Consider the following 26,405-nt stretch of genomic DNA (forward strand, 5'->3'; position numbering starts at 1 on the left):
CTTGTGATTCTATACCCAATAGGATATAATTGAACAAGAATAGAAGGAGTATCTTTGTGTATAAATGGGGTGGAATTATGGGATATAGAAAAGTACCAAAGCAAATTGGTCAAAATAAAAGAAAACGTCAAGCAAAATCGTTGCCAAGTGGATTTATGGTACAAATGAATCATATTATTTTGGAAGTGAAGAGATGTGAAGATGCTTTGGTGTTTTCATTTCAAACAGAGGATGGCAGTGAATATTATAAGGAAGAAGTCTTTTTTACAAAAGAAGTTATGCATGAAGCAATGAGCAAGCTATCTTATGAAGTATGCCAAGAAAGAAAATATGACGATGATGATATAGGAAGTTGGCTAAAAGCGCTTTCTTGTGGAGATGCCACATTGGGCAGACGTGGTGTGGAAACATTAGGATTTTCAAGACAATGGGTGGAGTATTTTTCTGATTTTATCAGTATCAATGGCACAAGTGTATTTTGTCATGATTTAGAATATGGTGGTAGATATGATTTGGGTTATGGGTATCACTTCGATTTGAAGAATGGTTTGGATTGGGGACTTTATGAACCCAAACGCAAAGAATTGGAAACCATCAAGCCTTTTTTGGTGATGAAAATGTTGGGAATTGCAAGTCCAGAAATCAAACTTTGCTGTTACCACCAAAATACACCTTTTGGGGATTTTGATATTGTGTTGGATATGACCATGCGTTTGGAGATGCAAGAGATTGTCATACCAAAGGAAGTTGAGGTTGTGGAAGGTTTCCAATTGGCACCAGCAAAAGTGGATGGAAAACCAGCAGAAACACGCATCACCTTTGCAGAGGGTAGCAATCTCAGAAAATGGTGTGTACCTCCTGTGGAAGATTTGGTGGAATTGGATTTTAGAAATTGTAAAAAACTCAAGGAAATACAAGCAGGTGCCTTTCAAGATTATAAGGATTTGAAACGGGTGCATCTACCAGAAAGTATAACAAAAATAGAGGATTTTGCTTTTGGTAGTTCTGGGTTGGAATCTTTGGATTTATCCCATTGTAAAAAGCTAAAATATATTCCAAGGTCGATGTGTTTCAAGTGTGAAAGTTTAAGGGAGGTTCGTTTGCCTGCTTCTATTTCTGGCATGGGCGAAATTGTTTTTATGGAATGCAAATCCTTATCATCTTTGGATTTATCCATGTGCAACCAATTGTCTATTTTAGAATGTGCTGTGTGTCGAGAATGTACCGCTTTGGAATGGGTGAAATTACCGAAAAACATTCGAGAAATTTGGGGATTTGCCTTTGCTGGTTGTGAAAATCTTAAAACCATTGAATTGGAAAATTGCAATATGCTAAAAGAAATCTATCATCGTGCTTTTTGTGCATGTGGGTTTTCTACCATTGCATTTCCAAAATCTTTGGGGTATATAGGCGAAGAAGTGTTTGTGGCATGTCGCCAATTGGAAACCATAGATGCCACAAGATGTTACAAAAGAATTGAGGCAGAATTGAATGCTTTTGACAATATCGATATAGAAGTTGTATATATGGCAAATAGAAGAATCAAAGAACCAGAAATAGTAGTAGGTGGTTTGATAACAGATAATGCGTGGTCAAAGATTTTCTTCATATCTGAAAGAGATACATGGGAAGATGAGTCTCTACAAAAAACGAAATAACACAAATTCCAATACACCACTATAGAGTTGATTCACGAATGAATCGTCATAAATCACTACGAAACGCAAAAATGCTGAAACGGTAGGGGATGGCGTCCTCGACATCCCATTGTGAATTGCCACAAAACAACTGGTTGAGTATGAAAATTCACCCATACAAAAAATAATTTAAAAAATTTGTGTTTGTAAAGGAAAAAACCTTGACAGACACTTTTTTTTTCTGTATAATACAAAAGCATTGTAAAGGAAAAAGACTTTACAAGTGATTTGCTTCATGGGAGGTGGAAATATGGACGAGATTTTGCAGTTGACATTGCTGTATGATTTTTATGGCGAATTGCTGACAGAAAAGCAAAAACAAGTGTATGAAATGCACCACCTAGATGATTTCACTTTGACAGAGATTGGTGAGGAATTGTCCATCAGTCGTCAAGCAGTTAGAGATCAATTGAAGCGAACAGAAAAAATCTTAATTGCGTATGAGGAAAAGTTACAATTGGTGAAACGATTCCATGAACAACAATTGGCTTTTCATAAAATAAAAGAAATTTTGGATCAAATTTCCACAAATGAGGTTGATGCAAATATGGGCAACTCCATTGCAGCCATCGCAAAGATAGCAGAAGAAGTTTTGTCCTGAAAGGAGAGCGTTTATGGCTTTTGAAAATCTTTCCGCAAAATTGCAAGATGTATTCAAACAACTCCGTGGCAAAGGTGTTTTGACAGAAGATGATGTCAAAGTGGCAATGCGAGAAGTCAAAATTGCACTTCTGGAAGCGGATGTGAATTTCAAGATTGTAAAGGAATTCATCAAAAAAGTAACAGAAAGATCCGTTGGTGTGGAAGTGCTCGAAGGGCTCAATCCTGGTCAACAAGTCATCAAGATTGTAAATGAAGAATTGGTGGAGTTGATGGGTAGTACCCAAAGTCGCCTGACATTTTCCAATCGACCACCAACTGTATATATGATGGTAGGTTTGCAAGGTGCTGGTAAAACAACAAGCACAGGTAAACTTGCTGGTCAACTTCGTAAACAAGGAAAAAATCCTATGTTGGTTGCTTGTGACGTCTATCGTCCAGCAGCAATCAAACAATTGCAGGTGGTTGGAAAAACATACAACCTTCCTGTATTTGAAATGGGCACTGGTGTGAATCCAGTGGAAATCTCAGAAAAAGCCTTGGAATATGCAAAAGAACATCATCATGATGTACTTCTCATCGATACCGCAGGTCGTTTACACGTCAATGAGGAATTGATGCAAGAATTGAAGGACATCAAAACAGCAGTACGCCCACAAGAAATTTTGTTGGTTGTAGATGCGATGACTGGTCAAGATGCAGTGACAGTAGCTGCAAGCTTTGATAGCCAACTGGGTGTAGATGGTATCATTATGACAAAGCTGGATGGCGACGCCCGTGGTGGTGCTGCATTATCTGTGCGTCATGTGACCAACAAACCCATTAAATACATTGGTATGGGTGAAAAAATGGAAGATTTGGAACCATTTTATCCAGACCGTATGGCTTCTCGTATCTTGGGTATGGGGGATGTACTTTCTCTTATCGATAAGGTGCAAGATACAATTGATGAAAAAGAAGCAATGGAATTGCAGAAAAAAATGCGTTCCAATGACTTTACCTTAGAGGACTTTTTGGTGCAAATGCAACAAATCAAGAAAATGGGTCCTTTGGGGGATTTGCTTGGTATGATGCCTGGTATGAATGGTTTGAACTTGGAAAAAGCCATGCAAGGTGTGGATGCCAACAAAGAAATGGCAAAAACAGAAGCAATCATCCTTTCTATGACCAAAAAGGAAAGACAAAATCCTTCCATTTTGAATGGTCCCAGAAAAAAAAGAATTGCAAATGGCTCTGGTAGAAGCATTGCCGAAGTCAATCGTTTGCTGAAACAATTTGAAGAAATGAAAAAAATGATGAAGCAAATGAACAACATGCAAAAAGGTAAGAAAGGAAAACTTCCTTTTTTCCGATAAAATAATGTTCAATTAACTTAGGAGGTGAAAGAAATGGCAGTAAGAATTAGATTGAAAAGATTGGGTGCTAAAAAAGCTCCTTTCTATAGAATCGTTGTTGCAGATTCCAGAACAGCAAGAAATGGTAAATCCATCGAAGAAATTGGTTACTACGACCCTACTAAAGAACCAGTGGTTTTGAAAGTAGATGGCGAAGCAGCTAACAAATGGCTTGCAAATGGTGCACAACCTTCCGAAACAGCAAAAGCTTTGTTGAAAAAAGCTGGCGTGATCGGTGAATAATCCGAAAGCGAGGGCAGGTTATGAAAGAATTATTGGAAGTCATAGCAAAAAATCTCGTGGATTCTCCAGATAAGGTGCAAGTGACACAAACTGAAAACGAACGTGCTTTGGTACTTGAGTTGAAAGTTGCCCCAGAAGATATGGGTAAAGTCATTGGAAAACAAGGCAGAATTGCAAAAGCAATCAGAACTGTTGTCAAAGCATCTGGTGTACATGAAGATAAAAAAATTATTGTAGAAATTGTGCAATAATCATTTGAGAGAATGTGGCAGGGTGGAAACACCTTGCCTGTTTTTTATTTCACCTGAAGTGAAATAAAAGACTAAAAGCTAAAGATGAATGGTGAAGGACTTAAGAGGCTAAGAGCTAAAGATGAATGGTGAAGGACTTAAGGGGTTAAGAACTAAAGGTGAATGGTGAATGACTATGGGCGCAAATAGTGAACTTGCAAAATATTCGATAGATTTATCTATAGAGATAGTGGGTTATTATAAGTGGTTAGCAGGTGAAAAAAAGGAATTTGTTATGTCAAGGCAAATTTTAAGAAGTGGCACGAGTATTGGAGCCAATATCCATGAAGCGTATTATGCAGTCAGTAAACCAGATTTTATTGCCAAAATGCAAATTGCATTAAAAGAATGTTCTGAAACTGAATATTGGATCAAAATACTTGAAGCAACTGGCTATTTTGATTATAAATTTAATGTAATCAAAGAGAAAAATACTTCTATTAAAAGAATGCTAATTGCAACTTTGAACACAAGTAAGAATGGGTGATGCAGTGAAAAAGTTATTCACCATTCACCCTTAGTCATTAGTTACTCTCCATTGAGGGGAGTGAAAGGAGAGTCAATATGGAACATTATTTTGAAATTGGAAAAATTACAGGTACCCATGGCATTCGTGGTACATTCCGTGTATTTCCAACAACACAGGACCCAACTCGTTTTGAAAAACTCAAAGAGGTGGTCATTGAACTTGCTGGCAAAGAAGAAGTGGTACACATCCAAAAGGTGGCGTATCAAAAAAATATGATTTTGCTCACTGTCAAAGAAATTACAGACATCAATGTGGCTGAAACGTACAAAACTGCACGTATCTTAATCCCAGAAGAAAAAGCAATTCCTTTGGAAGAAGATGAATACTACACACGTGATTTGTTTGGTATTGATGTATTCACAGAAGATGGTGAAAACCTTGGTAAATTGGTGGAAGTATATGTAACAGGTGCAAATGATGTGTATGGTGTGCAATTGGGTGATGCAAAAGAGCTTTTGATTCCTGCCATCAAAGATTGTATTTTGGACATAGATATCCCAAATAAAAAAATGACAGTACACTTATTAGAAGGATTGAGATAATGAAAAAATTCTTTGTACTGACTTTGTTTCCAGAAATGGTCATGGATACCTTATCCCATAGCATTTTGGGTAGAGCACAAAAAGAAGGTCATGTTTCCATTGAAGGAATTCAAATCAGAGATTATACCACAAACAAACATCTAAAAGTAGATGATTATCCATATGGCGGTGGCGCTGGCATGGTGATGCAACCACAGCCCATTTATGATGCCTATCAAAGCATTTTGCCACGTGCCAAAGGTGCTAGAGTCCTATTTATGACACCACAAGGTAGACCCTTTACACAACGTTTGGCAGAAGAGTTTGCAAAGGAAGAAACCCTTGTATTTCTTTGTGGTCATTATGAAGGCATTGACGAACGTGTCATAGAAGAGATTGTCACAGATGAAGTGTCCCTTGGTGATTTTGTGTTGACGGGCGGGGAACTTGCTGCCATCACCATGATTGATGCCATTTCACGTTTGCAAGAAGGTGTTTTGGGCAAAGCAGAATCCTTTGCAGATGAAAGCTTTTCAGAAGGTTTATTGGAGTATCCACAATACACAAGACCACCTGTGTTTATGGATAAGGAAGTGCCACCAGTGTTGCTCAGTGGGCATCATGGCAATGTAGACAAATGGAGACGTGAACAATCTTTGTTGCGTACTGCAAAGAAGAGACCGGATCTTTTGGAAATAGCAGAATTGACAAAAAAAGACATTCAATTTTTGAAAGAAAATGGTTTGTTATAAAATAAAATTTAAGGACATGATGATGTGGTGACCCCAAAAGTTAGACCTAAAAAGTTTAACAGTTAGGAGGTCGGTACATGAACATGTCCTTTTTGTTTGGGATTTGGGAAATGAGTTTATATAGGACACATCATAATGTAGGGGAAGATAGCATCTTCCAGTAAAAACCAAGATCCTTCATTTCATTCAGGATGACAGCATATAAGATATGTGTATTTGTAGGGGATGATATCCCGCCAACAATAGCCACTACACATGATACTATATTATTTCAAATTACGAATATGCATATATACTGTGTTTTTGGAGATACCCAATTGTTCTGCAATGGTGATCACAGAATCTTTCAAGTTGAAAATACCTTTTTGGTGCAACAATGCCACAATTTCCTTATTTTTATTGGAAGGAAGAATGGAAAGATTGCTATAAACAGCTTTTTTTGCATCTTCCAAAGCAGTGAGCATCAATTCCTTTGTATCTTCCACGAAGTTTTCAGACAAACTTTCTTGTTTCGCATTTTCTTCAGGCACCATACAACGAACAAAAGCAGAGATTGGTGTAGACATATATAAATTCATACAAAACAAACCAATGATGTTCTTATTTTCACCATAAATGGCACACATGGAAGCTTTGAAGGATTCACCATTGTTGTTTTTGGCAAAATAATATAAATGATGCAGGTCTGGTTCTGAAATCATACGATTCAAAAAGGATAGTGTGACATCGGAAATGGCAGCACCAGCTTGTCTATTGGAAAGATGACCATTGAGAATAAACATAACAGAATGGTCTAAATTCTCTAAATTGTGTACAACCACTTCGCAGCAATCACCCCAAAAATCAGCAGTGGCTTCTGCAACATGTATGTAAGAATTCAGCGTTTCCAAATCTTTTTTTGTAAGCGAATGGTTGGAATTTTCCATAAATACCTCCTTAAATCCAGAATAGCCTATTGCCAAATGGATTGTACATTTATATATTTGTCTTATGTGCAAAATAGTTTGTAGAAGATAACGCAAAATGATTTCTTTCTAGTATATCGAAAAATGGAGTATATTTCAAGAAGAAAATAGTAAGAAAATTCCATAAAAAAAGACCATTCCAAATAGAATGATCTTGAGATGAGTCGCCCGGGGTTCGAACCCGGGACACCTGGATTAAAAGTCCAGTGCTCTACCAACTGAGCTAGCGACCCGTAACGCTCAATTAGTATATAACAAATACCCCAGCTTGTCAATAGGCAATTTATGTTTTTTTTCTAATGCAAGAAATGACGAAAAATGCCTTGAAAGAAGACCATTTCCTCATGTATACTATAATTAGAGTATAATGAGGGATTATGTGTCTGATAAGGAGTTGGAACTTTTGTGGTATGAAATGAAAAATTTTGCGAAGGATAGTCCAAATGTTTTTGGTACTTGCATCAAATGGATATTGGTTGGGATTGTTGTTGGCGTTTTGGTTGGACTTGTTGGCGTTTCTTTCCATTGGGTGCTGGAAGAAGTGACAGAAATACGTATGCATCATCCACAATTGATTTGGGGTTTGCCTATTGGTGGGCTTTTGATTGTGGGATTGTATCGTTTGTGTGGGATTCACAAAGACAAAGGAACCAATTTTATTTTGGTTGCTGTACGTGCAAATGAAGCGGTATATTTGCGTAGAACACCACTCATTTACATCAGTACAGTCATCACCCATTTATTTGGTGGTTCTGCTGGTCGTGAAGGTGCAGCATTGCAAATTGGTGGTAGCATTGCTTCCAGATTGGGTCGTAAAATTCAGCTCAATGAAAAGGATGAACGCATCATCACCATGTGTGGTATGGCTGCTGGGTTTGCTGCATTGTTTGGTACACCCATCACATCTGTTGTATTTGCCATGGAAGTGATTACCGTTGGTATCATGCATTATTCTGCATTGGTTCCATGTGTCATTTCTGCTTTGGTTGCTGTTGGTTTGGCGTCTTGGTTTGGATTTGCTCCAACTGCATTCACATTGACTGGTGTGCCAGAAAGCATTACCATACAAGGCACTGTATCCGTTGGTATTTTGGCAGCTCTTTGTGCTGTGGTCAGCATTCTATTTTGTGTTGTAATGGAGAAAACATCTCATGCGTACAAAAAACGTATTACAAATCCTTGGTTGCAACCAGTTGTAGGTGGTTGTATTGTCATTATATTGACATTTTTGGTGGGTACCTATGATTACAATGGTGCTGGCATGGATGTGATCCAGAGAGCAGTTGCAGGGGAAGCAAACCCAGAAGCCTTTTTATTGAAGATTCTCTTTACAGCATTGACTTTGGGTGCTGGCTATAAGGGTGGCGAAATTGTACCCTCCTTCTTTGTAGGTGCAACATTTGGTTGTGTTATGGGCAATGTTTTGGGATTGGATCCTTCCTTTGCAGCAGGACTTGGTATGATGGCTGTGTTCTGTGGCGTGACAAATTGTCCATTGGCATCTTTGATTTTGTGTATTGAACTCTTTGGTATGGAAGGTTTGGGCTATTACGCATTGTGTTGTGCCATCAGTTATATGTTATCTGGCTATTATGGTTTATACAATGAGCAAAAAATCATGTATTCCAAGGTAAAACCTGAGTTTATCGACAAAAATGTAGTATAAAAATCAGTACAATTCATAAAAATTATGTATATGCAATGTTTATACGAATAATTATGCGTTCTTGTGAATGGCACAATATGGGTATATGTAAAAAATATAGACACAAAAACAAAGAAAGTTCGTGGTTTTTTCTGTTGGATATGAAAAGTGTATAAAATTTATGTTGAATTTATGAATTTATAGTGAAAGTTTGGTATTGCATTTTATGCAGATAACAGGTATAATTATCAACATACTTTACAAATTATGTGAGGTAAAAGGGCATGTAACAAAAGGTATGTAAAAGAAACACAAAAATGGGAGGAAAAATAGAATGAAAAAATTATTTGCAACAGTAATGGTTATGTCTTTGACAGCAGCTTTGGTAGGTTGTGGCAGCAGCTCCAGCAGTGAAGCAGCAGCTCCAGCAGAAAGCACAGATGCAGCAGTTGAAGAAGAAGCAGTGGTAGAAGAAGAATCCAAAGGTACTTTGATTATGGCAACAAATGCAGAGTTCCCTCCATATGAATATCACGAAGGTGATGCAATCATTGGTATCGATGCTGAAATCGCAGAAGCAATCGCAACAAAATTGGGTTATGACTTCATGATCGAAGATATGTTGTTTGATTCCATCATTCCTGCTGTAACAAGTGGCAAAGCAAGCTTTGGTATGGCTGGTATGACTGTAACAGAAGAAAGAATGCAAAGCGTTGATTTCTCTGATTCTTATGCAACAGGCGTGCAAGTGGTTATCGTTGCAGAAGGTTCTGCAATCACAAGTGTAGACGATTTGTTTGCTGATGATGCAAGCTATGGTATTGGTGTTCAAACAGGTACAACTGGTGACTTGTATGCTACATGGGATTTGGAAGATGCTGGCTTGGCTACAATCGACCGTTACAACAAAGGTGCTGATGCTGTTCAAGCTTTGATTGCAGGCAAACTTGACTGTGTAATCATCGACAATGAACCAGCAAAAGAATTTGTTGCTGCAACAGAAGGTTTGGCAATTTTGGATTCTGAATATGCAGTTGAAGAATATGCAATTGCTTTCGCAAAAGATAGCGAATTGACAGAAGAAGTAAATGGTGCTTTGCAAGAATTGATTGCAGATGGTACTGTAGCAGCAATTATTGACAAATATATTTCTGCTGAATAAGTTACACTAGAAACAATAGGGGCACTGGTTGCTCTTGGATGAAGAATTGCTCCGTAATGGTTTTCCATTGCGGGGCTTTTCGGGCGTTTATTCAAGGTGAGCTGAAAATTTCCCTATGACAAAGAGAAAGAGGAGGGATTTTTTTGGCTGAGTGGTTCGCAGATATGCAAGCACAATTTGATTTGAATTTCATTCAGGACAATCGTTGGAAGTATCTTGTAGATGGCTTGCAAGTGACATTGAAAGTTACTTTTTTGGCAGTTCTATTGGGTATTGTTGTAGGTATTTTGGTAGCAATTATTCGTTCAACATATGACAAAAACAACAAAGATATGCCTATGGGTGTTGGTAAAGTGGTTTTGGGCATCTTGAATGCAATCAGTAGACTGTACTTGACAGTGATTCGTGGAACACCTGTTGTAGTGCAATTGATGATTATGTACTATATCATCTTTGCATCTTCCAACAACAAAATTATGGTTTCTGTTTTGGCGTTTGGGATCAACTCCGGTGCTTATGTTGCAGAAATTGTACGTAGTGGTATTATGTCTGTTGATGAAGGTCAATTTGAAGCTGGTAGAAGTTTGGGATTCAATTATCCACAAACAATGATCTATATCATCATTCCACAGGCATTCAAAAACGTATTGCCTGCATTGGCAAATGAATTTATTGTATTGTTGAAAGAAACTTCTGTTGCTGGTTATGTTGCGTTGCAAGATTTGACCAAAGCAGGGGATATCATTAGAAGTAGAACCTATTCCGCGTTTATGCCACTGATTGGTGTGGCGTTGATTTACTTGGTTATGGTTATGTTCTTCACATGGCTTGTAGCGAAGTTGGAAAGGAGGTTGCGTAACAGTGAAAGATAATGTTTTGATTGAAGTAGAAAGTGTGCAAAAATATTACAATGGTGGTGCCATCAAAGCTTTGGATGGAATCAACACAGAAATCAAAAAAGGTGAAGTTGTGGTGGTCATTGGACCTTCTGGTTCAGGAAAATCAACATTCCTTCGTTGTCTCAACCTTTTGGAAAAACCAACTGGTGGCAATATTTATTTCGATGGTTCCAACATTACAGATCCAAAGGTAAACATCAATATCCATCGTCAAAAAATGGGCATGGTGTTCCAACATTTCAACTTGTTCCCTCATATGACCATTTTGAAAAATATGATCATTGCACCTATGAAGTTGCAAAAGAAAAGCGAAGCAGAAGCAACTGAATTGGCTATGGGTCTTTTGGAACGTGTTGGCTTGGGGGATCGTGCCAATGCATATCCATCTCAATTGTCTGGTGGTCAAAAACAAAGAATTGCAATTGTGCGTGCTTTGTGTATGCAACCAGAAGTGATGCTCTTTGATGAACCAACTTCTGCACTTGATCCTGAAATGGTTGGTGAAGTTTTGGAAGTTATGAAACAATTGGCACATGAAAATATGACCATGGTTGTGGTAACACACGAAATGGGCTTTGCAAGAGAAGTGGCTACAAGGGTTATGTTTATGGATGCTGGCAAACAAGTGGAAGAAGGCACACCAGAAGAAATCTTTGATGCACCAAAAAGTGAACGTTTGCAAACATTCTTGGCAAAGGTTTTGTAAGAATTAAGAAGCAAGAGGTTGATATGAGATCAGCCTCTTTTTTTGTGCAAGGAATTGCGGACAGATATGGAATCTGTCCCTACAAGCATTCATGTAGTTCTATTTTATAGGGGTGGGTGCCCACATCCACCCACGACTATATGGATAATATTTTCTAAAAGAGAATTGTTTTTCTTTGTGAAAGGTGGTATGATGATATCATACTAAAAAAATAAGAAAATACAAAAGATACAGGTGGTGATACAATGAAAACATATGTTATGTCGGATATTCATGGACGAGAAGATGCTTATTTTGATATGTTGGAGCAAATTGGCTTTGATGATTTTGGAAAAAGGGATAAGCTATACATTATAGGTGATGTTGTGGATCGTGGTGTTGGTGGCATTCGCATCTTGCAACACATTATGAAAAACAAAGATAAAATTGAACTTTTGATGGGAAACCACGAATTGATGATGTTACAAGCAATAGAAAACAATGATTATACGTTATGGATGTATAATGGTGGTTTGGTGACATATGAACATTTCATTGCATTGCCCAAACGTAGACGAGCAGAATTGAGAGTTTTTTTGGAAGGTTGTAAATATCGAAAAACCGTTGTTGCCAATGGTAAAAAATACTATTTGGTACATGGTAGACCATATCTTCCAGCCACCAAAACACAAGGAGCTATGTCTTATGGGATTTATTCTATGCCCTTACAAGACCAAACCATTTGGGATAAAATGAGAATATGGTACCAATTGGAAAATCAAACGGTTGTGTTTGGTCATGTTTGCACCAAAAAATACGATGAGGATGTAGACAACAAAGAGCATTATGAAATATACGAATATGAAAATATGATTGGTATTGATTGTGGTTGTGCTTACACAGATGGCAAAGGTAGACTTGGCTGTTTGTGCTTGCATACTGGTGAAAGATATTATAGTACATTTGTTGTCACTGAAATATAAATTTTCTGAACCCATGATTTGGAGGAAAGTATATGCTGACAAAAGTTGCAGAACGAATTTATCAGAAAGTGGTACCTTTGCCAAACAATCCTTTGCGAGAAATCAATAGCTATATTTTGCTTGGAGAAGGATCAGAAAAGAGTTTGGTCATTGATACAGGGTTCAACAGACCAGAATGTGAAGAAGCGTTACAAGATGCATTTGATACACTTGGAATTGTGGATGTGGATTTGTTCATTACACATTTGCATTCAGACCATTGTGGTTTGGTTCCACAATTTTCCACCAAAGAAAGCAAGATTTATGCCAGTGAAGTGGATGGTGAATTGATCAATTTTGAAGTGGGTAACTTATATTGGCGTATTTTGGATGATTTGTTTATCAAATTTGGATTCCCAAAAGCAAGATTTGGTCGCAACACAGACATTCACCCAGGTAGAAAATATTGTCATGAAAAAAGAGTGGATTTCACCTATGTTGATGAGGGGACAATCCTATCCTATGGTGGTTATGCTTGGGAAGTGATTTTGACACCGGGACACACACCAGGACACGCTTGTTTGTACAATAGAAAACACAAAATTTTGATTTGTGGCGATCATATTTTGGGTACCATCACACCAAATATTTGCATTGAATTGGGTGTAGAAAACCCTTTGGCTGATTATTTGCAGAGCTTGGATAAAATTGCAAAATTGGAAGTGGATTTGCTTTTGACAGCACATGGAACACCCATTTCCAATATGTATGCACGTATAGAGGAATTGCAACAGCACCACAAAGAACGTTTGGAAGAAGTGATATATATTTTGAAAAATGAATGGAAAACCAGTTATATGGTTGCAAGGGATATGACCTGGGAAATTGATTGCAAATCTTGGGAAGACTTTCCAGAACCACAAAAATGGTTTGCAACAGGTGAAGCAATTTCCCATTTGCAATATTTGTATTTTACTGGTAAAATCATACGTGAAGAAAGAAATGGCATTTATTACTACAAAAATAACTAGGGTAACACCGAACAACCCCCTATCACAACCTTTGCGGTTTATTTCCCCGTCAGAACCACCAAAAATACTCGACGATATTTCCGATATCGTTTCCGTTTTTTGATAATTGTGACAAAAAAATCCACTCGCAAATTTTGCAACCAGGGTTATGCGGTATTGCCTAGAGGTTTGATATGACAGGAAGAATTTTGGTAACAGGAGACATGCATGGAACCTTTAGTCATTTGTTTTATTTGGCAGAAACAAAGGAACTATTCGATACAGACATTTTGCTCATTGCAGGGGATGCTGGCTATGTTTGGGATGCAAATTATGGGTATAAAATTGCGACATTGCAGCAAATATTTCCAGGAATTATTGCATTTGTAGATGGCAACCATGAAAATCACGATTTGTTGAATGCTATGGAGGTTTGCACTTGGAATGGTAGCAAAGCACATCGTATTGGAGAACGTGTGTATCATTTGATGCGTGGAGAAGTGTATTCCATTTATGAGAAGCAGTTCTTTGTATTTGGTGGTGCAAGATCTGTGGATAAAGATAGACGAGAAGAAGGCATCAGTTGGTGGAAAGCAGAAGAGCCAACACTTGCAGAAATTGCATATGGAGCACAACAATTGCAGGCATTTGGAAATGAAATTGACTATATCATTACACATGAACCACCTTTGTTTGCCAGAGGATGTATTGCCAGAGACAAACCTATGGATGCAGATTATATGTTTCCAAAGAATTTGGATGAATGGTATCGCTTCATAGAACAGTTTCCAAGGTTTCAGAAATGGTATTTTGGGCATATGCATGTGGATCAAAAAATCACAAGCAAATTGGAAGGTGTATATACCAGTGTTGTAGAAATTATTTGAACAGAATATGGATTTTACCACAATGAGGTGGGGTTGCAGTGGCGCAACTCCGCCTTTTTATGTAGTGGTATTAGAAGAATTTTGGTGTCATAGACCAAACAGAAACACATTCTTCATTGGATAGATTTTTGTATCTATGTGGCAAAGTGCTTTTGAAAGTAATGCTGTCACCTTCGTACAAGGTGTAATCTTGACCATTGAGAGCAAGTGTCAAAGTGCCCTTAATGACATAACCACATTCTTCACCTTCATGACACAGACCTGCTTCTTCGTAGGTGCCACCAGGTTGGATGCGTACTTCAATCATATCCAAGGAACGTGAACTGTTATTAGGTGTCAACAATTTATAAAATGAATAATCATGATTCATGGATAAAATGCGATGTTCACCATTTCGGATGATATCACCATCCATCTTGGCTTGTTCCACAAAGAAATAGTTCAAATCTGTTTTCAATGCAAGTGCAAGTCGATATAAACTGATGACAGAAGGCACCACCAAGTCACGTTCAATTTGGCTGATGAGTCCTGTACTCACTTCGGATAATTTGGATAATTCTGCAATACTCATTTTCTTCTGCGTACGTAATTCACGCAATTTGGAACCAATTTTGATTTCCATAGAAAAACCCCTTTCTATTGATGTTAGACATAGTTTACCACCAAATGCCCATAGAAACAATGCAAATGAAAGTCATTTCTTATTTTTTGTATAGAAAAGTCTTATAATTGTAGAAAAAGTAAGACTAACTATTAAAAGTCAAGTCTAAAATGAAAGTTTTTGAATGAATTACAGAAATGTATTTCAGATAGATATTGAACATTGAAAACTGCATGACAAATAGAGCATCTCTATAGGTGCTCAAATTAGGAGATATTTGATAAAACGAATCAGGTCACTTTATATATGCTTCTCGTGTTTTTTCCAGTTGATAAATTACTCTTACAAGCTTTTTGGCGGCGTGGGAAATGGCGACATAATAATGTTTTCCTTCGGCACGTTTTTTAGCTAGGTATGCCTTAAATGTTGGATCCCAATGACAAACATAGATTGTGGCATTAAATAATGCGTATCGCAGGTAGCGAGAACCTCGTTTTTCCATTTTAGAATGGGAAGATTCTAGCTGACCAGATTGATAGGTGGACGGTGATAACCCCGCATAAGCTAAAATCTTATCTGGAGAATCAAACCTAGAAAAATCACCAATCTCTGCAAGAATCATTGCACCCATGCGATAACTGATTCCAGGTATGGTTAGGATTGGAGATTCCATTTCATCTACAATAGCTTTGATTTCAACTTCTATTTCAGCGATTTCAGAATCTAACACTTCGATGAGTTCAATGGTGTGTTTCAATTCTAATGATTTGGCTGGTATATGAGAACCAATAGAAGTTCTGGCTGCATTACGGAATAGGATAGCCGTATTTTTATCATAGTGACCTTTAGAAGCTGTTTTAAGAAGATTTGTCAACCTAGTCAAATGTGCATCAGCAATGGCTTTGGCACTTGGAAACTCAACCAACAAAGCATAAACGGATGCGATATGAAGTGTTGGCACCAATTTTTCCAATTCAGGAAATAGAATCGTTACAAGCCTAGAAATAGAAGTCTTTAATTTTGCCCGTTCTTTTACTTTATCAAAACGATAACGAGTGAGTGACTTTAGCTCTTCGTTGTGGTATGATGTATCTGAGTAGGACTTCAAGTTCACATCAGACATGAGCATAGTAGCAATCGTATGGGCATCGACTTTATCCGTTTTCGTCTTTCTAAGGCTTAGACTTTTTCTGTAAAGATTTGTATGTAACGGGTTGATAGTATAGGTGGTTAGACCTTTATCAAGCAGATACCCCAAGATGTTATAACTGTAGTGTCCAGTGGCTTCAAGTCCTACTTTTACTTTGGTTAAATCATCGGAAAGAGATTCTACTCTTTGATAAAGTTCATCAAATCCATCTCGGTTGTTTGTGACGGTAAATGCTTTTGCAAGTATTTCCCCATCAGAGTTGGTCATAAAACAATCGTGCTTATCTTTAGCAACATCAATTCCTACGTAAATCATAAATAAATCTCCTATTTTAAAAGTATTTTTGCGAGCAGAACTAATAATGTTCTGCGAGATGATACTGTTTGGAACCACTGGTACTCTCTGCGATTGTAACCTCGTTCTAAATAAACCGTCATGCGGTATCTAACTAATTAACAAATAAACAAAGAGACTGTGGTTGGAGCCTTACTTAAACCATCAAGTGGTAGGAGGAATTCACCAATCCACAGTATCTAAATCAGCATAGCTTATACCTAAGAAAAGGTAAAGAAAAAGCTATGACTATATAATACGAGGAATAATTTAGGATGGATTTTTTAGAAAAAAGATGGTAGAATGAATACCATATGATAAAACGAGGAGGATTGGTTGATGAAGCAGGTAACAGAACGCTTTTTGACATATGTAAAGCACCATACAACATCAGATGATACAGCAAGCACTTTTCCAAGTACCAATAGGCAACTGCAATTTGCAGATTTTTTGGCAAAAGAGTGTAGAGAAATTGGTTTGCAAGATATAGCAGTGGATCGCTATGGTTATGTGATGGCAACTTTGGCTGCAACGGTAGAAGGTGCACCAACCATTGGTTTCATATCCCATATGGATACCAGTCCAGATGCAGAAGGTGCTGGGGTTATGCCACATATCGTGGAACATTACGATGGTGGAAGCATTCCTTTGAGCCACATCAGCATCACACCAGAAGAATTTCCTGTGTTGCAAAATTATATAGGTGATACCATCATCACAGCAGATGGTTCTACTCTTTTGGGTGCAGATGATAAGGCGGGTATTGCTGAAATTTTGACAGCAGTGGCATATTTGAAAGCGCATCCTGAAATTCCACATGGTAAAATTCGCATTGGATTTACGCCAGATGAAGAAATTGGTAGAGGTGTGGATTTCTTTGATGTGGAAGCATTTGGAGCAGATTTTGCCTATACCATCGATGGTGGAGAAATTGGCGAATTGCAATATGAAAACTTCAATGCAGCACATGCAACCATCACCATCAAAGGAAAAAATGTACATCCTGGTTCTGCAAAAAACGTTATGGTCAATGCAGCGTTGTTGGGTGCTGAAATTGTGGCAATGCTTCCTGAACGTGAAATTCCAGCGAAAACAGAAGGTGTAGAAGGCTTCTTCCATTTGGTATCTTTCCAAGGAACTGTATCTTCTGCAACTTTGCAATATATCATTCGTGATTTTGATGAAACCACTTTTGGTCATCGCAAAAATATGATGACCATGCTTGTGGATCGTAAAAAAGAACAATATCCAAATGCAATCACCTTGGAAATTCGAGATGAATATGCAAATATGGCATCTTGTTTCAAAGATTGTATGTATATTGTGGATTTGGCAGAAGAAGCAATGGAAGCAGTGGGCGTAACACCAGTCATCAGACCCATTCGTGGTGGAACAGATGGAGCAAGACTTTCCTATATGAATTTACCATGTCCCAACATTTTTACAGGTGGACACAATTTCCATGGACCCTATGAATTCATTCCAGTGAAATCTATGGAAAAAGCAGTGGAAACCATTGTAAAGATTGCAGAATTGGGTGCAAAAAGAAAGTAAAATCCATAAATAAAGTTGACTTTATGAAATGAATATGATACATTCATAGGGTAGAAATGCTTTGATTGAGAAAAAGTAGCAAAATTTGGTTACAAAAATAGAGAGTGGTTTGGTTGCTGAAAAAATCACAGTACATTTTTTGTGAATTACGACTCATGAGCTTTGCATAGGAAATGATGCAACGGGTGCTTTCCGTTACAAAAGTCTGAAGATGTTTGTCTTTTGATGAACATAAATTAAGGTGGTACCACGGGTTTTCTCGTCCTTTACGGATGAGAAGCCCTTTTTTATTTATAGCAGCATACAATATAATGGACTGTAGGGGTCGATGCCCACATCGAACCGCTGAATTTGTTGAAAATGAAATATAATATACATTGGGATGAAAAGGAGAATGAAAATGGAAAACATGAATGCATTTGAGGTATTGCAAGAACGTGGATTTATTGAACAATTGACACATGAACAAGAAGTCAAAGAATTGTTTGCAAAAGGTGGCGTTAGCTTCTACATTGGTATTGACCCAACAGCAGACAGTTTGCATGTAGGTCATTTCTTGACTGTAATGGCTATGGCACACATGCAAAGATGTGGCAATCATCCAATTTGTTTGATGGGTGGCGGTACTGCTATGGTTGGTGATCCATCTGGTAAAACAGATATGAGAAGCATGATGACAGTAGAAACCATCGACAATAACGTGGCTTGTATCAAAAAACAATTGTCCAGATTCATCAATTTTGAAGATGGTAGTGCAACAATTGTAAACAATGCAGACTGGCTTAGAAACTTGAACTACATCGAATTCTTGCGTGATATTGGTACACATTTCACTGTAAACCGTATGTTGGCAGCAGATTGTTTCAAATCTCGTATGGATAAAGAAATGGGTCTTTCTTTCTTGGAATTCAACTACATGATTATGCAAGGTTACGATTTCTACGAATTGTACAAACGTCATAACTGTGTTATGGAATTGGGGGGAAATGACCAATGGTCTAACATCATCGCTGGTGTGGAGCTGATTCGTCGTAAACTTGGCAAACCTGCTTATGGTATGACTTTCAAACTTTTGACCAATTCTGAAGGTGTCAAAATGGGTAAAACCGTTGGTGGTGCTGTGTGGTTGGATCCAGAAAAAACATCTCCATATGATTTCTACCAATACTGGAGAAATGTTGGCGATAAAGACGTTGAAAATTGTTTGGGTCTTTTGACATTCTTGCCAATGGATGAAGTACGTAGATTGGGTGCTTTGGAAGGTAGCGAAATCAACAAAGCAAAAGAAGTTTTGGCATTTGAACTGACAAAAATCGTTCATGGTGAAGAAGAAGCAACAAAAGCACAAGAAGCAGCAAAAGCATTGTTTGGTAAAGGTGTGGTTGCAGGTTCTGTTCCATCTACAGAAATGGACAAAGCTGACTTTGCAGAAGGTATGGATATTTTGACATTGCTTACAACCATTGGAGTGGTTCCATCCAGATCCGAAGCAAGACGTGCAGTGCAACAAGGTGGTGTCAAACTCAATGAAGAACCAGCAAAAGATGTGGAAATGAAAATCACAGAAGCAACCTTCAAAGATGGCACTTTGTTGGTACAAAAAGGTAAAAAAGTATTCCACAATGTGGTTTTGAAATAAGAATCAAATATATAGTTGCTAGGGGTGGATTTCGTATCCACCCTTTTTGTATCTATCAAAATACACAAAAAACAAGTGTTTTGCTATGAAAAAAGTATCGCAATCCATAAAAATAAAAAAAACAGTTGACAAACAATAGGAATTATTTTATGATGATAACAATTTCAAAAGGAAAGACATAGAAAAGAAGAGTAGTCAACAAATACTTTCACAGAGAGTCCTGATTTGGTGGAACAGGATAAAGATGCGTAGATGAAGATGGTCTTGGAGTCGCATAGTTGAGCAATTGTTTGGCAGTTGGTTAGATTATGACGGATGCACCCGTTACAGTGCTACAGTATAACCCTTATTGGAAGGACGTACTGGATAAGGTTTGTTTTGCGAGAAACAAATGAATTTAGGTGGTACCACGAAGCTGATGCGTTCGTCCTAATGATTGTATATCATTATGATGAAGGCTTTTTTTTATGGAAATATATAGAAAAAATAGAAAGAATGGGAGAAGGGAGCAATACATGATTCAGTTGGAGCAAGTAAGCAAAACCTTTGCACAAGGAAAACTTGCAATACACGCAGTCAGTGATGTGACATTGCAAATTGGTAAAGGTGAAATTTTTGGCATCATTGGATTCTCTGGTGCTGGTAAGTCCACATTGGTGCGTTGTATTAATTTATTGGAACGTCCAACAGGTGGCAAAGTCATTGTAGATGGTGTGGATTTGACTGCCATCACAGAAAAACAACTACGAGAAGAACGTAAGAAAATTGGTATGATATTCCAGCATTTCAATTTGATGCGTTCCAGAACCGTATACCAAAACATTGCATTTCCTTTGCAAAAAAGCAAATTGAGCAAATCTGAAAAGGATGCAAAGATTATGAGTCTTTTGGATTTGGTTGGACTCAGTGATAAAAAAGATGCATATCCATCTCAATTGTCGGGTGGTCAAAAACAAAGGGTTGCAATTGCAAGAGCTTTGGCAAATGACCCAAAAGTGCTCTTGTGTGATGAAGCAACCAGTGCTTTGGACCCACAAACCACACAATCCATCTTGGCTTTGTTGAAACAGGTCAATGAAACATTGGGTATCACCATTGTGCTCATTACACATGAAATGGCAGTGGTGAAAGATATTTGCAATCGTGTTGCCATCATGGAAAATGGTTATGTGGTAGAAAGTGGCGAATCCGTTTCTGTTTTTGCAAGACCACAACAAAAGGTAACAAAAGACTTTATGGATTCTGCAAGCAACATTCAAAAAATCTATGAAATGTTGGAATCTGGTCATGAATTGGCACAGGTCAAAGAAGGTGAAATGATGGTATTGCTCACATATTCTGGTGTCAATGCTGGCAAACCTTTGATTTCCTACTTGGCAGAAGAATTGCATGTACAAGCCAATATCATCTTTGGTAATATTGAATATTTGAAGGACAAACCCCTTGGCAAATTGGTGGTTACCCTAAGTGGTGAACCAGAACAAATGAAAAAAGCCATTGCATATATGGAAACACAAGTACAAATGGAGGTGTTGAAACAATGAGTCTATTTCAAGATATGGCAACAAATTTGGAAACACTTTCTGGTGAATTGTACAAATGCTTCTTGCAAACTTTGCAAATGCTTGGTGTTTCCTCCATCTTCTTCTTTATACTAGGGATGTTCTTTGGTATGGTTTTGGTGGTCACCAAACAAGGTGGCATTATGCAAAACTTGATTGTATATCGCATTTTGGACAAAGCAATTGACGTTATTAGATCCATACCATTTATCATTTTGATGGTGTTGTTGATTCCGGTCAGTCGTGCAGTTGTAGGCACTGCCATTGGTGTAACGGGTGCTTATGTGGCTCTCATTTGTGGTACAGTACCATTCTTTGCAAGACAGGTAGAAACAGCAGTTTCTGATACAGACCACGGTTTGATTGAAGCCAGTGCTGCAATGGGATTTTCTCCAATGGAAATTATATTTAAGGTATATTTGCGAGAAAGTGTTCCAAGTATTGCACGTGTGACTATGATTACATTGGTCAACTTGGTTGGTTTGACTGCTATGGCGGGTGCCATTGGTGCTGGTGGTTTGGGTGACTTTGCAATTCGCTATGGTTACCAAATGCACAAAACAGATATGACAGTTCTGACAGTATTGATTATTTTGGTGATTGTCAGCGTCATTCAAGCAGTTGGAAACATTGTCATCAACAAAACCACACATTAAATAGTATTCGTTATGAAACAATTGGGATGTAATTGTAGGGGATGGGTTTCCCATACCGCAATCAATTGTCGCAATATAAATTATTTTGGTAGTAACCCAAATATGGGATATTATATAGTAAAAACGCAAACAAAAAGGGTATGTAAAACGAAAAAGTAAAAGAAAAGGAGAACATATTATGAAAAAATTATTGAGTTTGGCATTGGCAACAACATTGGTGTTTGGTGTAACTGCTTGTGGTAGCAGTGCAACAGAAGAAGCAGCACCAGCAGCAGATGCAACAGCAACAGAAGAATCCAGTGAACCTATCGTGGTAACTATGGGTGTTGTAGGCGAATACAACGCACAATGGGATACAGTAAACGAATTGTTGGCAGATGATAATATCGTTGTAGAATTGGTGAAATTCACAGATTATGCAGCACCAAACAGAGCATTGGCTGATGGCGAAATCGATTTGAATGCATTCCAACACAAAGCATACTTGGCAAATGAAATTGCAGCAGCTGGTTATGATATCGTTGCAATTTGTGACACTTTGATTGCTCCATTGTCCATTTATCCAAATACAGATCAAATCACAACAATGGCTGATATTGAAGATGGCAACATCATTGCAATCCCTAGTGATGCTACAAATGGTGGACGTGCTTTGAAATTGCTTGAAGAAAATGGTTTGATTGTTTGTGATCCAGAAAAAGGCACAATGCCATCCAAAGCAGATATTACAGAATACATTGTAGATATCGAAATCTTGGAAGCGGAATCTGCAACACTTGCAAACTTGTTGCCTGACTGTGCAGCAGCAATCATCAATGGTGGTAACGCTTACACAGCTGGTTTGGATTGTGTGAACGATGCAATCTACACAGAAAATGTAGACCCTGATGTGAATGCAGCACTTCCAAACTTGCTCAACATCATTGCAGCACGTGCAGAAGATGCAGACAACGAAGTTTATTTGAAAATTGCAGCAGCTTACAACACAGACGAAGTAGAAGCTACATTGCTTGAAGCATACAAAGGTGCTTTCCTTCCAGCTTGGAAATAAAAGTATAACTTGAAATCAGCAAAACCTAGGGGCAGGAAACTGTCCCTATTGTTGTCTTTATGGGAAATAATATGATATAATGTTCAAGAAACATCATTACGAAACAATCAAATGCACTTGTAGGATTGATTCACGAATCAACCGCCATATATCAACAAATAAAATACATTGTAAAAACCAACCTATAGAAAGGAAATTCTTATGAACCTAGAACAATTGATTGCAAATGAAACAGAATATATTCAAAAAATGAGACGTTACTTTCATATGCACCCAGAAGTGAGTATGAAAGAATTTGAAACTTGTAAACGCATCGAAGCGGAATTGGATGCTATGGATGTGCCACACAAGCGTGTTGGTGAAACGGGTGTCTATGCTTGGATTGATGGCAAATTGCCAGATACAGGCAAATGCATTGCTTTGCGCAGTGATATTGATGCTTTGGCTATGGAGGATTTGAAAACGGTAGAGTATCGCTCTCAAAATGAGGGTGCTTGTCATGCTTGTGGCCACGATGGACATATGGCAACGGTTTTGGCTGCAACCAAGGTTTTGAAAGGTTTGGAAGATTCCTTTGGTGGTCAGGTGCGTATTTTCTTCCAACAAGGAGAAGAATATGGTCAAGGTGCCAGACTGTTTGTTGCAGATGGGTTGTTAGATGGTTGCGATCGTATCTATGGTGCTCATGTAACACCAAAACTGCCTACTGGTCAGGTTGCCATCACAAAGGGACCACAATGTGCCAGCTGTGACTATTTCAAAATCACAATCAAAGGACGTGGTGCCCATGTTTCCACACCACATTTGGGTATTGATGCAGCCTATATTGCAGCACAAATTATGGTACAACTTCAAACCATTGTGGCAAGAAGCACAAACCCATTGGATACAGTTGTTGTGGGTGTCGGTGTCATTCGTGCAGGTTCTCAATACAATGTGTTGGCAGAAAATGCAGAACTAGAAGGTACTACCAGAAGTTTCACACCAAAAGTTCGCAAACGCACCAACGACAAAGTGATTGCAATTGCAAAACAAACAGCAGAAATTTATGGTGCAACAGCAGAAGTAACTTTCTTGGAATATTCCAATCCTGTCAGCAACGATGCAGATGCTGTGGCTGAAGTGCAACAAGTAGCAAGAGAATTCATTGCAGAAGAAAATATCATCAAAGATTATGAAAAAATCCTTGGTGCTGATGATTTTGCTGATTATTTGGTGGGGACCAAAGGGATGTATGCATTTGTGGGTATCAAAAATCCAGACAAAGAAAATACAAATGTGGCACAACACCATGGTTTGTTCAATATGGATGAAGATGGATTGCTTCTTTCTTGTAGATTGTATGTGGCATATGCCTTGGAAACACTGAAATGATGCGATTGGATAAGTTTTTGACTCTGGCTTCATTGGGTCGTAGAAAAAAGATGAAAGAATTGATTTATGGTGGACACATTACAGTGAATGGTACAGTGGCTTTGTTGCCAGATATGCCAGTGCACCCTGATGTGGATGTAATTGTGTATGATGGCACTGTATTGCAAATCCAAAAGGTGTATTATGTGTTTCATAAACCACAGGGTTGCATCACTGCCAGAAGTGGTTCTGAAAAGACAGTTTTGGACTACTTTACAGATGTGGATACCACTAGTTTGTTTGCAGTGGGTAGATTGGATAAGGATACAGAAGGTTTATTGTTTCTCACAAATGATGGGGACTTTGACCATAGGTTGATGAAGCCTGAATACCATGTAGAAAAAACATATCACTTTTTATCCATTGGTGAAATTTCAGATGCAGAAATAGAAGCGTTGCAAAGTGGTGTAGATGTGGGGTACAAAGATGTGACCAAGCCTGCAAAAATCAAAATCTTGCAACGTGGTACATATGAGGAATTGGTTCAGGATATTGGAAGACACAAAGTGAAGCATAGCAAACGTGGATACCAAAACAAAAAAGCCTTTCTAGGAGAAATCATTTTAGAAGAAGGAAAGAAGAACCAAGTCAAAAGGATGTTGCGTCATGTCCATTGTCCAGTGATTTATTTGAAACGTGTTGCCATTGGTGGATTTGTGCTTTCTGAGGATTTGGCAGTTGGAAAGTATCACAATGTGGAACTTTTGGAATTTGAGCAAAACATCCTCAAAAAATAGTTTCATAATATGAGACTTTTTGGCGAAAAGTAAAATAAATGTAAAAAAACATTGAAAAAGGACACAATACCAACATTTTGGCGTTGTGTCCTTATTTTTATCATATGGGTTAAAAGTCTAGCTTTTTGTATATTTTCTTGAGGAAGAATACACATGCAGCAACAGATGCAACCTCTGCAATTGGGAAAGAAAGCCACACCAACTGCAAATTACCACTCAAGGAAAGAATGTATGCCACAGGCAATAACACCACAAGTTGTCTGGTAACAGAAGTGATCAAGCTATACAAACCATTGCCCATTGCTTGGAAGATGGCACTGGCAACCACACAGAAACCAGCAGCCAAAAAGCTAAAGGATATGGTTTTGAATGCAGGAACACCGATTGCTAACATATTTTCGGAGGCGTTGAACATTGCCAAAAGCAAATGTGGAATCAATTGGAATGCTGCAAAACCAAGAAGCATAATCCCCATTGCAACTAAAATACTCAGCTTAGACACTTGCACAATACGAGCTTTGTTTCTGGCACCATAGTTGAATGCGATGATAGGTACCATGGCATTGTTGAGACCAAAAACAGGCATAAAGATGAAACTTTGGATTTTGAAATATCCGCCAAACACAGCAATTGCAGTTGGCGTAAAGGAATTCAAAATACCATTCATGAAGAACATCATAATGGAACCAACAGAAATCATCAAAATAGATGGAATTGCTACACGATAAATGGTTTTCAAAATATCAGCTGTAGGCAACATATTTCTTGGGTTGAGCTCGATATCCGTATTCTTCTTGGCATTGAAATACAGTGCCAAACAAGCACCACAAATTTGACCAATGATGGTTGCATATGCAGCACCAGCAACACCCAAAGCAGGCATACCAAACAAACCAAAAATCAAAATAGGGTCCAAAACAATGTTGATGATGGCACCAATTCCTTGGGAAATCATAGCATAGACAGTGCGTCCAGTGCCTTGCAACAAACGTTCCATTGCAACTTGCATGAAAATACCACCAGAACCCATCATACAAATGAAAAGATATGTATTTCCAAAATCAATGATTTCCAAAACATCTGTTTGACTGCTGAGAAAAGCATTGATGGAAGTCACACCCAAGAGAACAAAGAACAACCAGTTGGCAATTGCAAGAAAAATACTGATATTTGCAGTTTTATTTGCCAGTTCAAATTTCTTGGCACCAAGACTTTTGGAAAGCAATGCATTGACACCGACTCCAGTACCAGTTGCAGTTGCAATCATAAAGTTTTGCATGGGATATGCAAGTGATACAGCAGAAAGTGCATTTTCACTGATTCTTGCAACGAAAGCACTATCTACAATGTTATACAAAGCTTGTACCAACATGGAAATGATCATGGGTATTGCCATGGTGAATAGTAATTTACCAATGGGCATAGTACCCATTTTATTTTCTCTTGTGTTTGTGGCTTGCATGGTAGT

At 38.1% G+C, this 26,405-nt stretch carries 26 protein-coding genes, 1 tRNA gene and 2 other annotated features; of the genes, 22 read left to right on the forward strand and 5 right to left on the reverse strand.

Annotated features, from left to right (window positions below; all coding sequences use genetic code 11):
* Positions 1-56: 56 nt before the first annotated feature.
* The 8 genes from MJY40_RS03265 to trmD all read left to right on the forward strand — a co-directional run bounded on the left by MJY40_RS03265 (position 57) and on the right by trmD (position 6,026).
* A complete protein-coding gene (locus tag MJY40_RS03265; protein WP_317855647.1) occupies positions 57-1,658 on the forward strand; it encodes a leucine-rich repeat domain-containing protein in 1,602 nt (533 codons plus the stop codon).
* Between the two features lie 289 nt (positions 1,659-1,947).
* On the forward strand, positions 1,948-2,298 hold the full coding sequence (gene ylxM, locus MJY40_RS03270; RefSeq protein ID WP_317855648.1) for a YlxM family DNA-binding protein: 351 nt from the start codon (positions 1,948-1,950) through the stop codon (positions 2,296-2,298).
* A 13-nt stretch (positions 2,299-2,311) separates the two neighbouring features.
* Positions 2,312-3,652: a signal recognition particle protein gene (gene ffh, locus MJY40_RS03275; RefSeq protein ID WP_317855649.1), complete on the forward strand. Its 1,341-nt coding sequence runs from the start codon at positions 2,312-2,314 to the stop codon at positions 3,650-3,652.
* Between the two features lie 33 nt (positions 3,653-3,685).
* Complete coding sequence (gene rpsP, locus MJY40_RS03280) at positions 3,686-3,934, forward strand: 30S ribosomal protein S16 (protein ID WP_317855650.1); 249 nt, start codon at positions 3,686-3,688, stop codon at positions 3,932-3,934.
* A 20-nt stretch (positions 3,935-3,954) separates the two neighbouring features.
* On the forward strand, positions 3,955-4,185 hold the full coding sequence (locus MJY40_RS03285; RefSeq protein ID WP_317855651.1) for a KH domain-containing protein: 231 nt from the start codon (positions 3,955-3,957) through the stop codon (positions 4,183-4,185).
* 169 nt (positions 4,186-4,354) lie between these two features.
* The gene (locus tag MJY40_RS03290) at positions 4,355-4,711 is read left to right on the forward strand and encodes a four helix bundle protein (RefSeq protein WP_317855652.1); all 357 of its coding nucleotides are present in this window, start codon (positions 4,355-4,357) and stop codon (positions 4,709-4,711) included.
* Positions 4,712-4,788: 77 nt separating this feature from the next.
* Positions 4,789-5,295, forward strand: a complete 507-nt coding sequence (rimM, locus tag MJY40_RS03295; protein WP_317855653.1) for a ribosome maturation factor RimM — start codon at positions 4,789-4,791, stop codon at positions 5,293-5,295.
* Entirely contained in the window at positions 5,295-6,026 is a 732-nt protein-coding gene (gene trmD, locus MJY40_RS03300) for a tRNA (guanosine(37)-N1)-methyltransferase TrmD (RefSeq protein WP_317855654.1), read from the forward strand. The genes rimM and trmD overlap by 1 nt, the downstream gene beginning before the upstream one ends.
* Before the next feature lie 266 nt (positions 6,027-6,292).
* Here the strand turns inward: trmD and MJY40_RS03305 are convergent, their stop codons facing one another.
* Both MJY40_RS03305 and MJY40_RS03310 read right to left on the reverse strand, forming a co-directional pair.
* Entirely contained in the window at positions 6,293-6,952 is a 660-nt protein-coding gene (locus tag MJY40_RS03305) for a helix-turn-helix transcriptional regulator (RefSeq protein WP_317855655.1), read from the reverse strand.
* Between the two features lie 199 nt (positions 6,953-7,151).
* Positions 7,152-7,224: transfer RNA gene (locus tag MJY40_RS03310), tRNA-Lys, on the reverse strand.
* 146 nt (positions 7,225-7,370) lie between these two features.
* Here MJY40_RS03310 and MJY40_RS03315 point away from each other — a divergent pair.
* The 7 genes from MJY40_RS03315 (at position 7,371) to MJY40_RS03345 (ending at position 14,241) form a co-directional block, all read left to right on the forward strand.
* A complete protein-coding gene (locus tag MJY40_RS03315) occupies positions 7,371-8,657 on the forward strand; it encodes a chloride channel protein (protein ID WP_317855656.1) in 1,287 nt (428 codons plus the stop codon).
* A gap of 313 nt (positions 8,658-8,970) precedes the next feature.
* On the forward strand, positions 8,971-9,798 hold the full coding sequence (locus MJY40_RS03320) for a transporter substrate-binding domain-containing protein (RefSeq protein ID WP_317855657.1): 828 nt from the start codon (positions 8,971-8,973) through the stop codon (positions 9,796-9,798).
* A 164-nt stretch (positions 9,799-9,962) separates the two neighbouring features.
* Positions 9,963-10,670 (forward strand): amino acid ABC transporter permease, encoded by a 708-nt coding sequence (locus tag MJY40_RS03325; RefSeq protein WP_317856402.1) that lies wholly within the window; start codon positions 9,963-9,965, stop codon positions 10,668-10,670.
* Positions 10,660-11,403, forward strand: a complete 744-nt coding sequence (locus tag MJY40_RS03330; RefSeq protein ID WP_317855658.1) for an amino acid ABC transporter ATP-binding protein — start codon at positions 10,660-10,662, stop codon at positions 11,401-11,403. Before MJY40_RS03325 ends, MJY40_RS03330 begins: the two co-directional genes overlap by 11 nt.
* 245 nt (positions 11,404-11,648) lie before the next feature.
* On the forward strand, positions 11,649-12,365 hold the full coding sequence (locus tag MJY40_RS03335) for a metallophosphoesterase (RefSeq protein ID WP_317855659.1): 717 nt from the start codon (positions 11,649-11,651) through the stop codon (positions 12,363-12,365).
* A 32-nt stretch (positions 12,366-12,397) separates the two neighbouring features.
* On the forward strand, positions 12,398-13,375 hold the full coding sequence (locus MJY40_RS03340; protein ID WP_317855660.1) for an MBL fold metallo-hydrolase: 978 nt from the start codon (positions 12,398-12,400) through the stop codon (positions 13,373-13,375).
* A 173-nt stretch (positions 13,376-13,548) separates the two neighbouring features.
* Positions 13,549-14,241 (forward strand): metallophosphoesterase family protein, encoded by a 693-nt coding sequence (locus MJY40_RS03345; RefSeq protein ID WP_317855661.1) that lies wholly within the window; start codon positions 13,549-13,551, stop codon positions 14,239-14,241.
* A 70-nt stretch (positions 14,242-14,311) separates the two neighbouring features.
* Here the strand turns inward: MJY40_RS03345 and MJY40_RS03350 are convergent, their stop codons facing one another.
* Together MJY40_RS03350 and MJY40_RS03355 are read right to left on the reverse strand one after the other, a co-directional pair.
* Positions 14,312-14,863, reverse strand: a complete 552-nt coding sequence (locus tag MJY40_RS03350; RefSeq protein ID WP_317855662.1) for a cupin domain-containing protein — start codon at positions 14,861-14,863, stop codon at positions 14,312-14,314.
* Positions 14,864-15,137: 274 nt separating this feature from the next.
* A complete protein-coding gene (locus MJY40_RS03355; protein WP_317855663.1) occupies positions 15,138-16,307 on the reverse strand; it encodes an IS110 family RNA-guided transposase in 1,170 nt (389 codons plus the stop codon).
* A 357-nt stretch (positions 16,308-16,664) separates the two neighbouring features.
* Here MJY40_RS03355 and pepT point away from each other — a divergent pair, with 357 nt between their 5' ends.
* From pepT to MJY40_RS03390, 7 genes are all read left to right on the forward strand, one after another.
* Complete coding sequence (gene pepT / locus MJY40_RS03360; RefSeq protein ID WP_317855664.1) at positions 16,665-17,879, forward strand: peptidase T; 1,215 nt, start codon at positions 16,665-16,667, stop codon at positions 17,877-17,879.
* Positions 17,880-17,931: 52 nt separating this feature from the next.
* Positions 17,932-18,149: a binding site (T-box leader), on the forward strand.
* Between the two features lie 139 nt (positions 18,150-18,288).
* On the forward strand, positions 18,289-19,518 hold the full coding sequence (gene tyrS, locus MJY40_RS03365; RefSeq protein ID WP_334305925.1) for a tyrosine--tRNA ligase: 1,230 nt from the start codon (positions 18,289-18,291) through the stop codon (positions 19,516-19,518).
* A 170-nt stretch (positions 19,519-19,688) separates the two neighbouring features.
* Positions 19,689-19,953 (forward strand) — a binding site (T-box leader).
* An 80-nt stretch (positions 19,954-20,033) separates the two neighbouring features.
* Positions 20,034-21,062 (forward strand): methionine ABC transporter ATP-binding protein, encoded by a 1,029-nt coding sequence (locus MJY40_RS03370; protein WP_317855666.1) that lies wholly within the window; start codon positions 20,034-20,036, stop codon positions 21,060-21,062.
* Positions 21,059-21,736 (forward strand): methionine ABC transporter permease, encoded by a 678-nt coding sequence (locus tag MJY40_RS03375; protein WP_317855667.1) that lies wholly within the window; start codon positions 21,059-21,061, stop codon positions 21,734-21,736. Before MJY40_RS03370 ends, MJY40_RS03375 begins: the two co-directional genes overlap by 4 nt.
* Positions 21,737-21,914: 178 nt before the next feature.
* A complete protein-coding gene (locus MJY40_RS03380) occupies positions 21,915-22,787 on the forward strand; it encodes a MetQ/NlpA family ABC transporter substrate-binding protein (protein WP_317855668.1) in 873 nt (290 codons plus the stop codon).
* 201 nt (positions 22,788-22,988) lie between these two features.
* Entirely contained in the window at positions 22,989-24,161 is a 1,173-nt protein-coding gene (locus MJY40_RS03385) for an amidohydrolase (RefSeq protein ID WP_317855669.1), read from the forward strand.
* On the forward strand, positions 24,158-24,937 hold the full coding sequence (locus MJY40_RS03390; protein ID WP_317855670.1) for a pseudouridine synthase: 780 nt from the start codon (positions 24,158-24,160) through the stop codon (positions 24,935-24,937). The genes MJY40_RS03385 and MJY40_RS03390 overlap by 4 nt, the downstream gene beginning before the upstream one ends.
* A 109-nt stretch (positions 24,938-25,046) precedes the next feature.
* Here the strand turns inward: MJY40_RS03390 and MJY40_RS03395 are convergent, their stop codons facing one another.
* Positions 25,047-26,399: an MATE family efflux transporter gene (locus MJY40_RS03395; RefSeq protein WP_317855671.1), complete on the reverse strand. Its 1,353-nt coding sequence runs from the start codon at positions 26,397-26,399 to the stop codon at positions 25,047-25,049.
* Positions 26,400-26,405 lie beyond the last annotated feature (6 nt).

The sequence above is a fragment of the Chakrabartyella piscis genome (assembly GCA_030067835.1).
Classification (GTDB): Bacteria; Bacillota; Clostridia; order Lachnospirales; family Anaerotignaceae; genus Chakrabartyella; species Chakrabartyella piscis.

What these genes read in the sequence shown, in the direction of transcription:
- ylxM (WP_317855648.1), top strand. Translation starts at nt 1,948, where the DNA reads ATGGACGAGATTTTGCAGTTGACATTGCTGTATGATTTTTATGGCGAA.
- ffh (WP_317855649.1), top strand. Translation starts at nt 2,312, where the DNA reads ATGGCTTTTGAAAATCTTTCCGCAAAATTGCAAGATGTATTCAAACAA.
- rpsP (WP_317855650.1), top strand. Translation starts at nt 3,686, where the DNA reads ATGGCAGTAAGAATTAGATTGAAAAGATTGGGTGCTAAAAAAGCTCCT.
- MJY40_RS03285 (WP_317855651.1), top strand. Translation starts at nt 3,955, where the DNA reads ATGAAAGAATTATTGGAAGTCATAGCAAAAAATCTCGTGGATTCTCCA.
- MJY40_RS03290 (WP_317855652.1), top strand. Translation starts at nt 4,355, where the DNA reads ATGACTATGGGCGCAAATAGTGAACTTGCAAAATATTCGATAGATTTA.
- rimM (WP_317855653.1), top strand. Translation starts at nt 4,789, where the DNA reads ATGGAACATTATTTTGAAATTGGAAAAATTACAGGTACCCATGGCATT.
- trmD (WP_317855654.1), top strand. Translation starts at nt 5,295, where the DNA reads ATGAAAAAATTCTTTGTACTGACTTTGTTTCCAGAAATGGTCATGGAT.
- MJY40_RS03305 (WP_317855655.1), bottom strand. Translation starts at nt 6,952, where the DNA reads ATGGAAAATTCCAACCATTCGCTTACAAAAAAAGATTTGGAAACGCTG.
- MJY40_RS03320 (WP_317855657.1), top strand. Translation starts at nt 8,971, where the DNA reads ATGAAAAAATTATTTGCAACAGTAATGGTTATGTCTTTGACAGCAGCT.
- MJY40_RS03325 (WP_317856402.1), top strand. Translation starts at nt 9,963, where the DNA reads ATGCAAGCACAATTTGATTTGAATTTCATTCAGGACAATCGTTGGAAG.
- MJY40_RS03335 (WP_317855659.1), top strand. Translation starts at nt 11,649, where the DNA reads ATGAAAACATATGTTATGTCGGATATTCATGGACGAGAAGATGCTTAT.
- MJY40_RS03340 (WP_317855660.1), top strand. Translation starts at nt 12,398, where the DNA reads ATGCTGACAAAAGTTGCAGAACGAATTTATCAGAAAGTGGTACCTTTG.
- MJY40_RS03345 (WP_317855661.1), top strand. Translation starts at nt 13,549, where the DNA reads ATGACAGGAAGAATTTTGGTAACAGGAGACATGCATGGAACCTTTAGT.
- MJY40_RS03350 (WP_317855662.1), bottom strand. Translation starts at nt 14,863, where the DNA reads ATGGAAATCAAAATTGGTTCCAAATTGCGTGAATTACGTACGCAGAAG.
- MJY40_RS03355 (WP_317855663.1), bottom strand. Translation starts at nt 16,307, where the DNA reads ATGATTTACGTAGGAATTGATGTTGCTAAAGATAAGCACGATTGTTTT.
- pepT (WP_317855664.1), top strand. Translation starts at nt 16,665, where the DNA reads ATGAAGCAGGTAACAGAACGCTTTTTGACATATGTAAAGCACCATACA.
- tyrS (WP_334305925.1), top strand. Translation starts at nt 18,289, where the DNA reads ATGAATGCATTTGAGGTATTGCAAGAACGTGGATTTATTGAACAATTG.
- MJY40_RS03370 (WP_317855666.1), top strand. Translation starts at nt 20,034, where the DNA reads ATGATTCAGTTGGAGCAAGTAAGCAAAACCTTTGCACAAGGAAAACTT.
- MJY40_RS03375 (WP_317855667.1), top strand. Translation starts at nt 21,059, where the DNA reads ATGAGTCTATTTCAAGATATGGCAACAAATTTGGAAACACTTTCTGGT.
- MJY40_RS03380 (WP_317855668.1), top strand. Translation starts at nt 21,915, where the DNA reads ATGAAAAAATTATTGAGTTTGGCATTGGCAACAACATTGGTGTTTGGT.
- MJY40_RS03385 (WP_317855669.1), top strand. Translation starts at nt 22,989, where the DNA reads ATGAACCTAGAACAATTGATTGCAAATGAAACAGAATATATTCAAAAA.
- MJY40_RS03390 (WP_317855670.1), top strand. Translation starts at nt 24,158, where the DNA reads ATGATGCGATTGGATAAGTTTTTGACTCTGGCTTCATTGGGTCGTAGA.
- MJY40_RS03395 (WP_317855671.1), bottom strand. Translation starts at nt 26,399, where the DNA reads ATGCAAGCCACAAACACAAGAGAAAATAAAATGGGTACTATGCCCATT.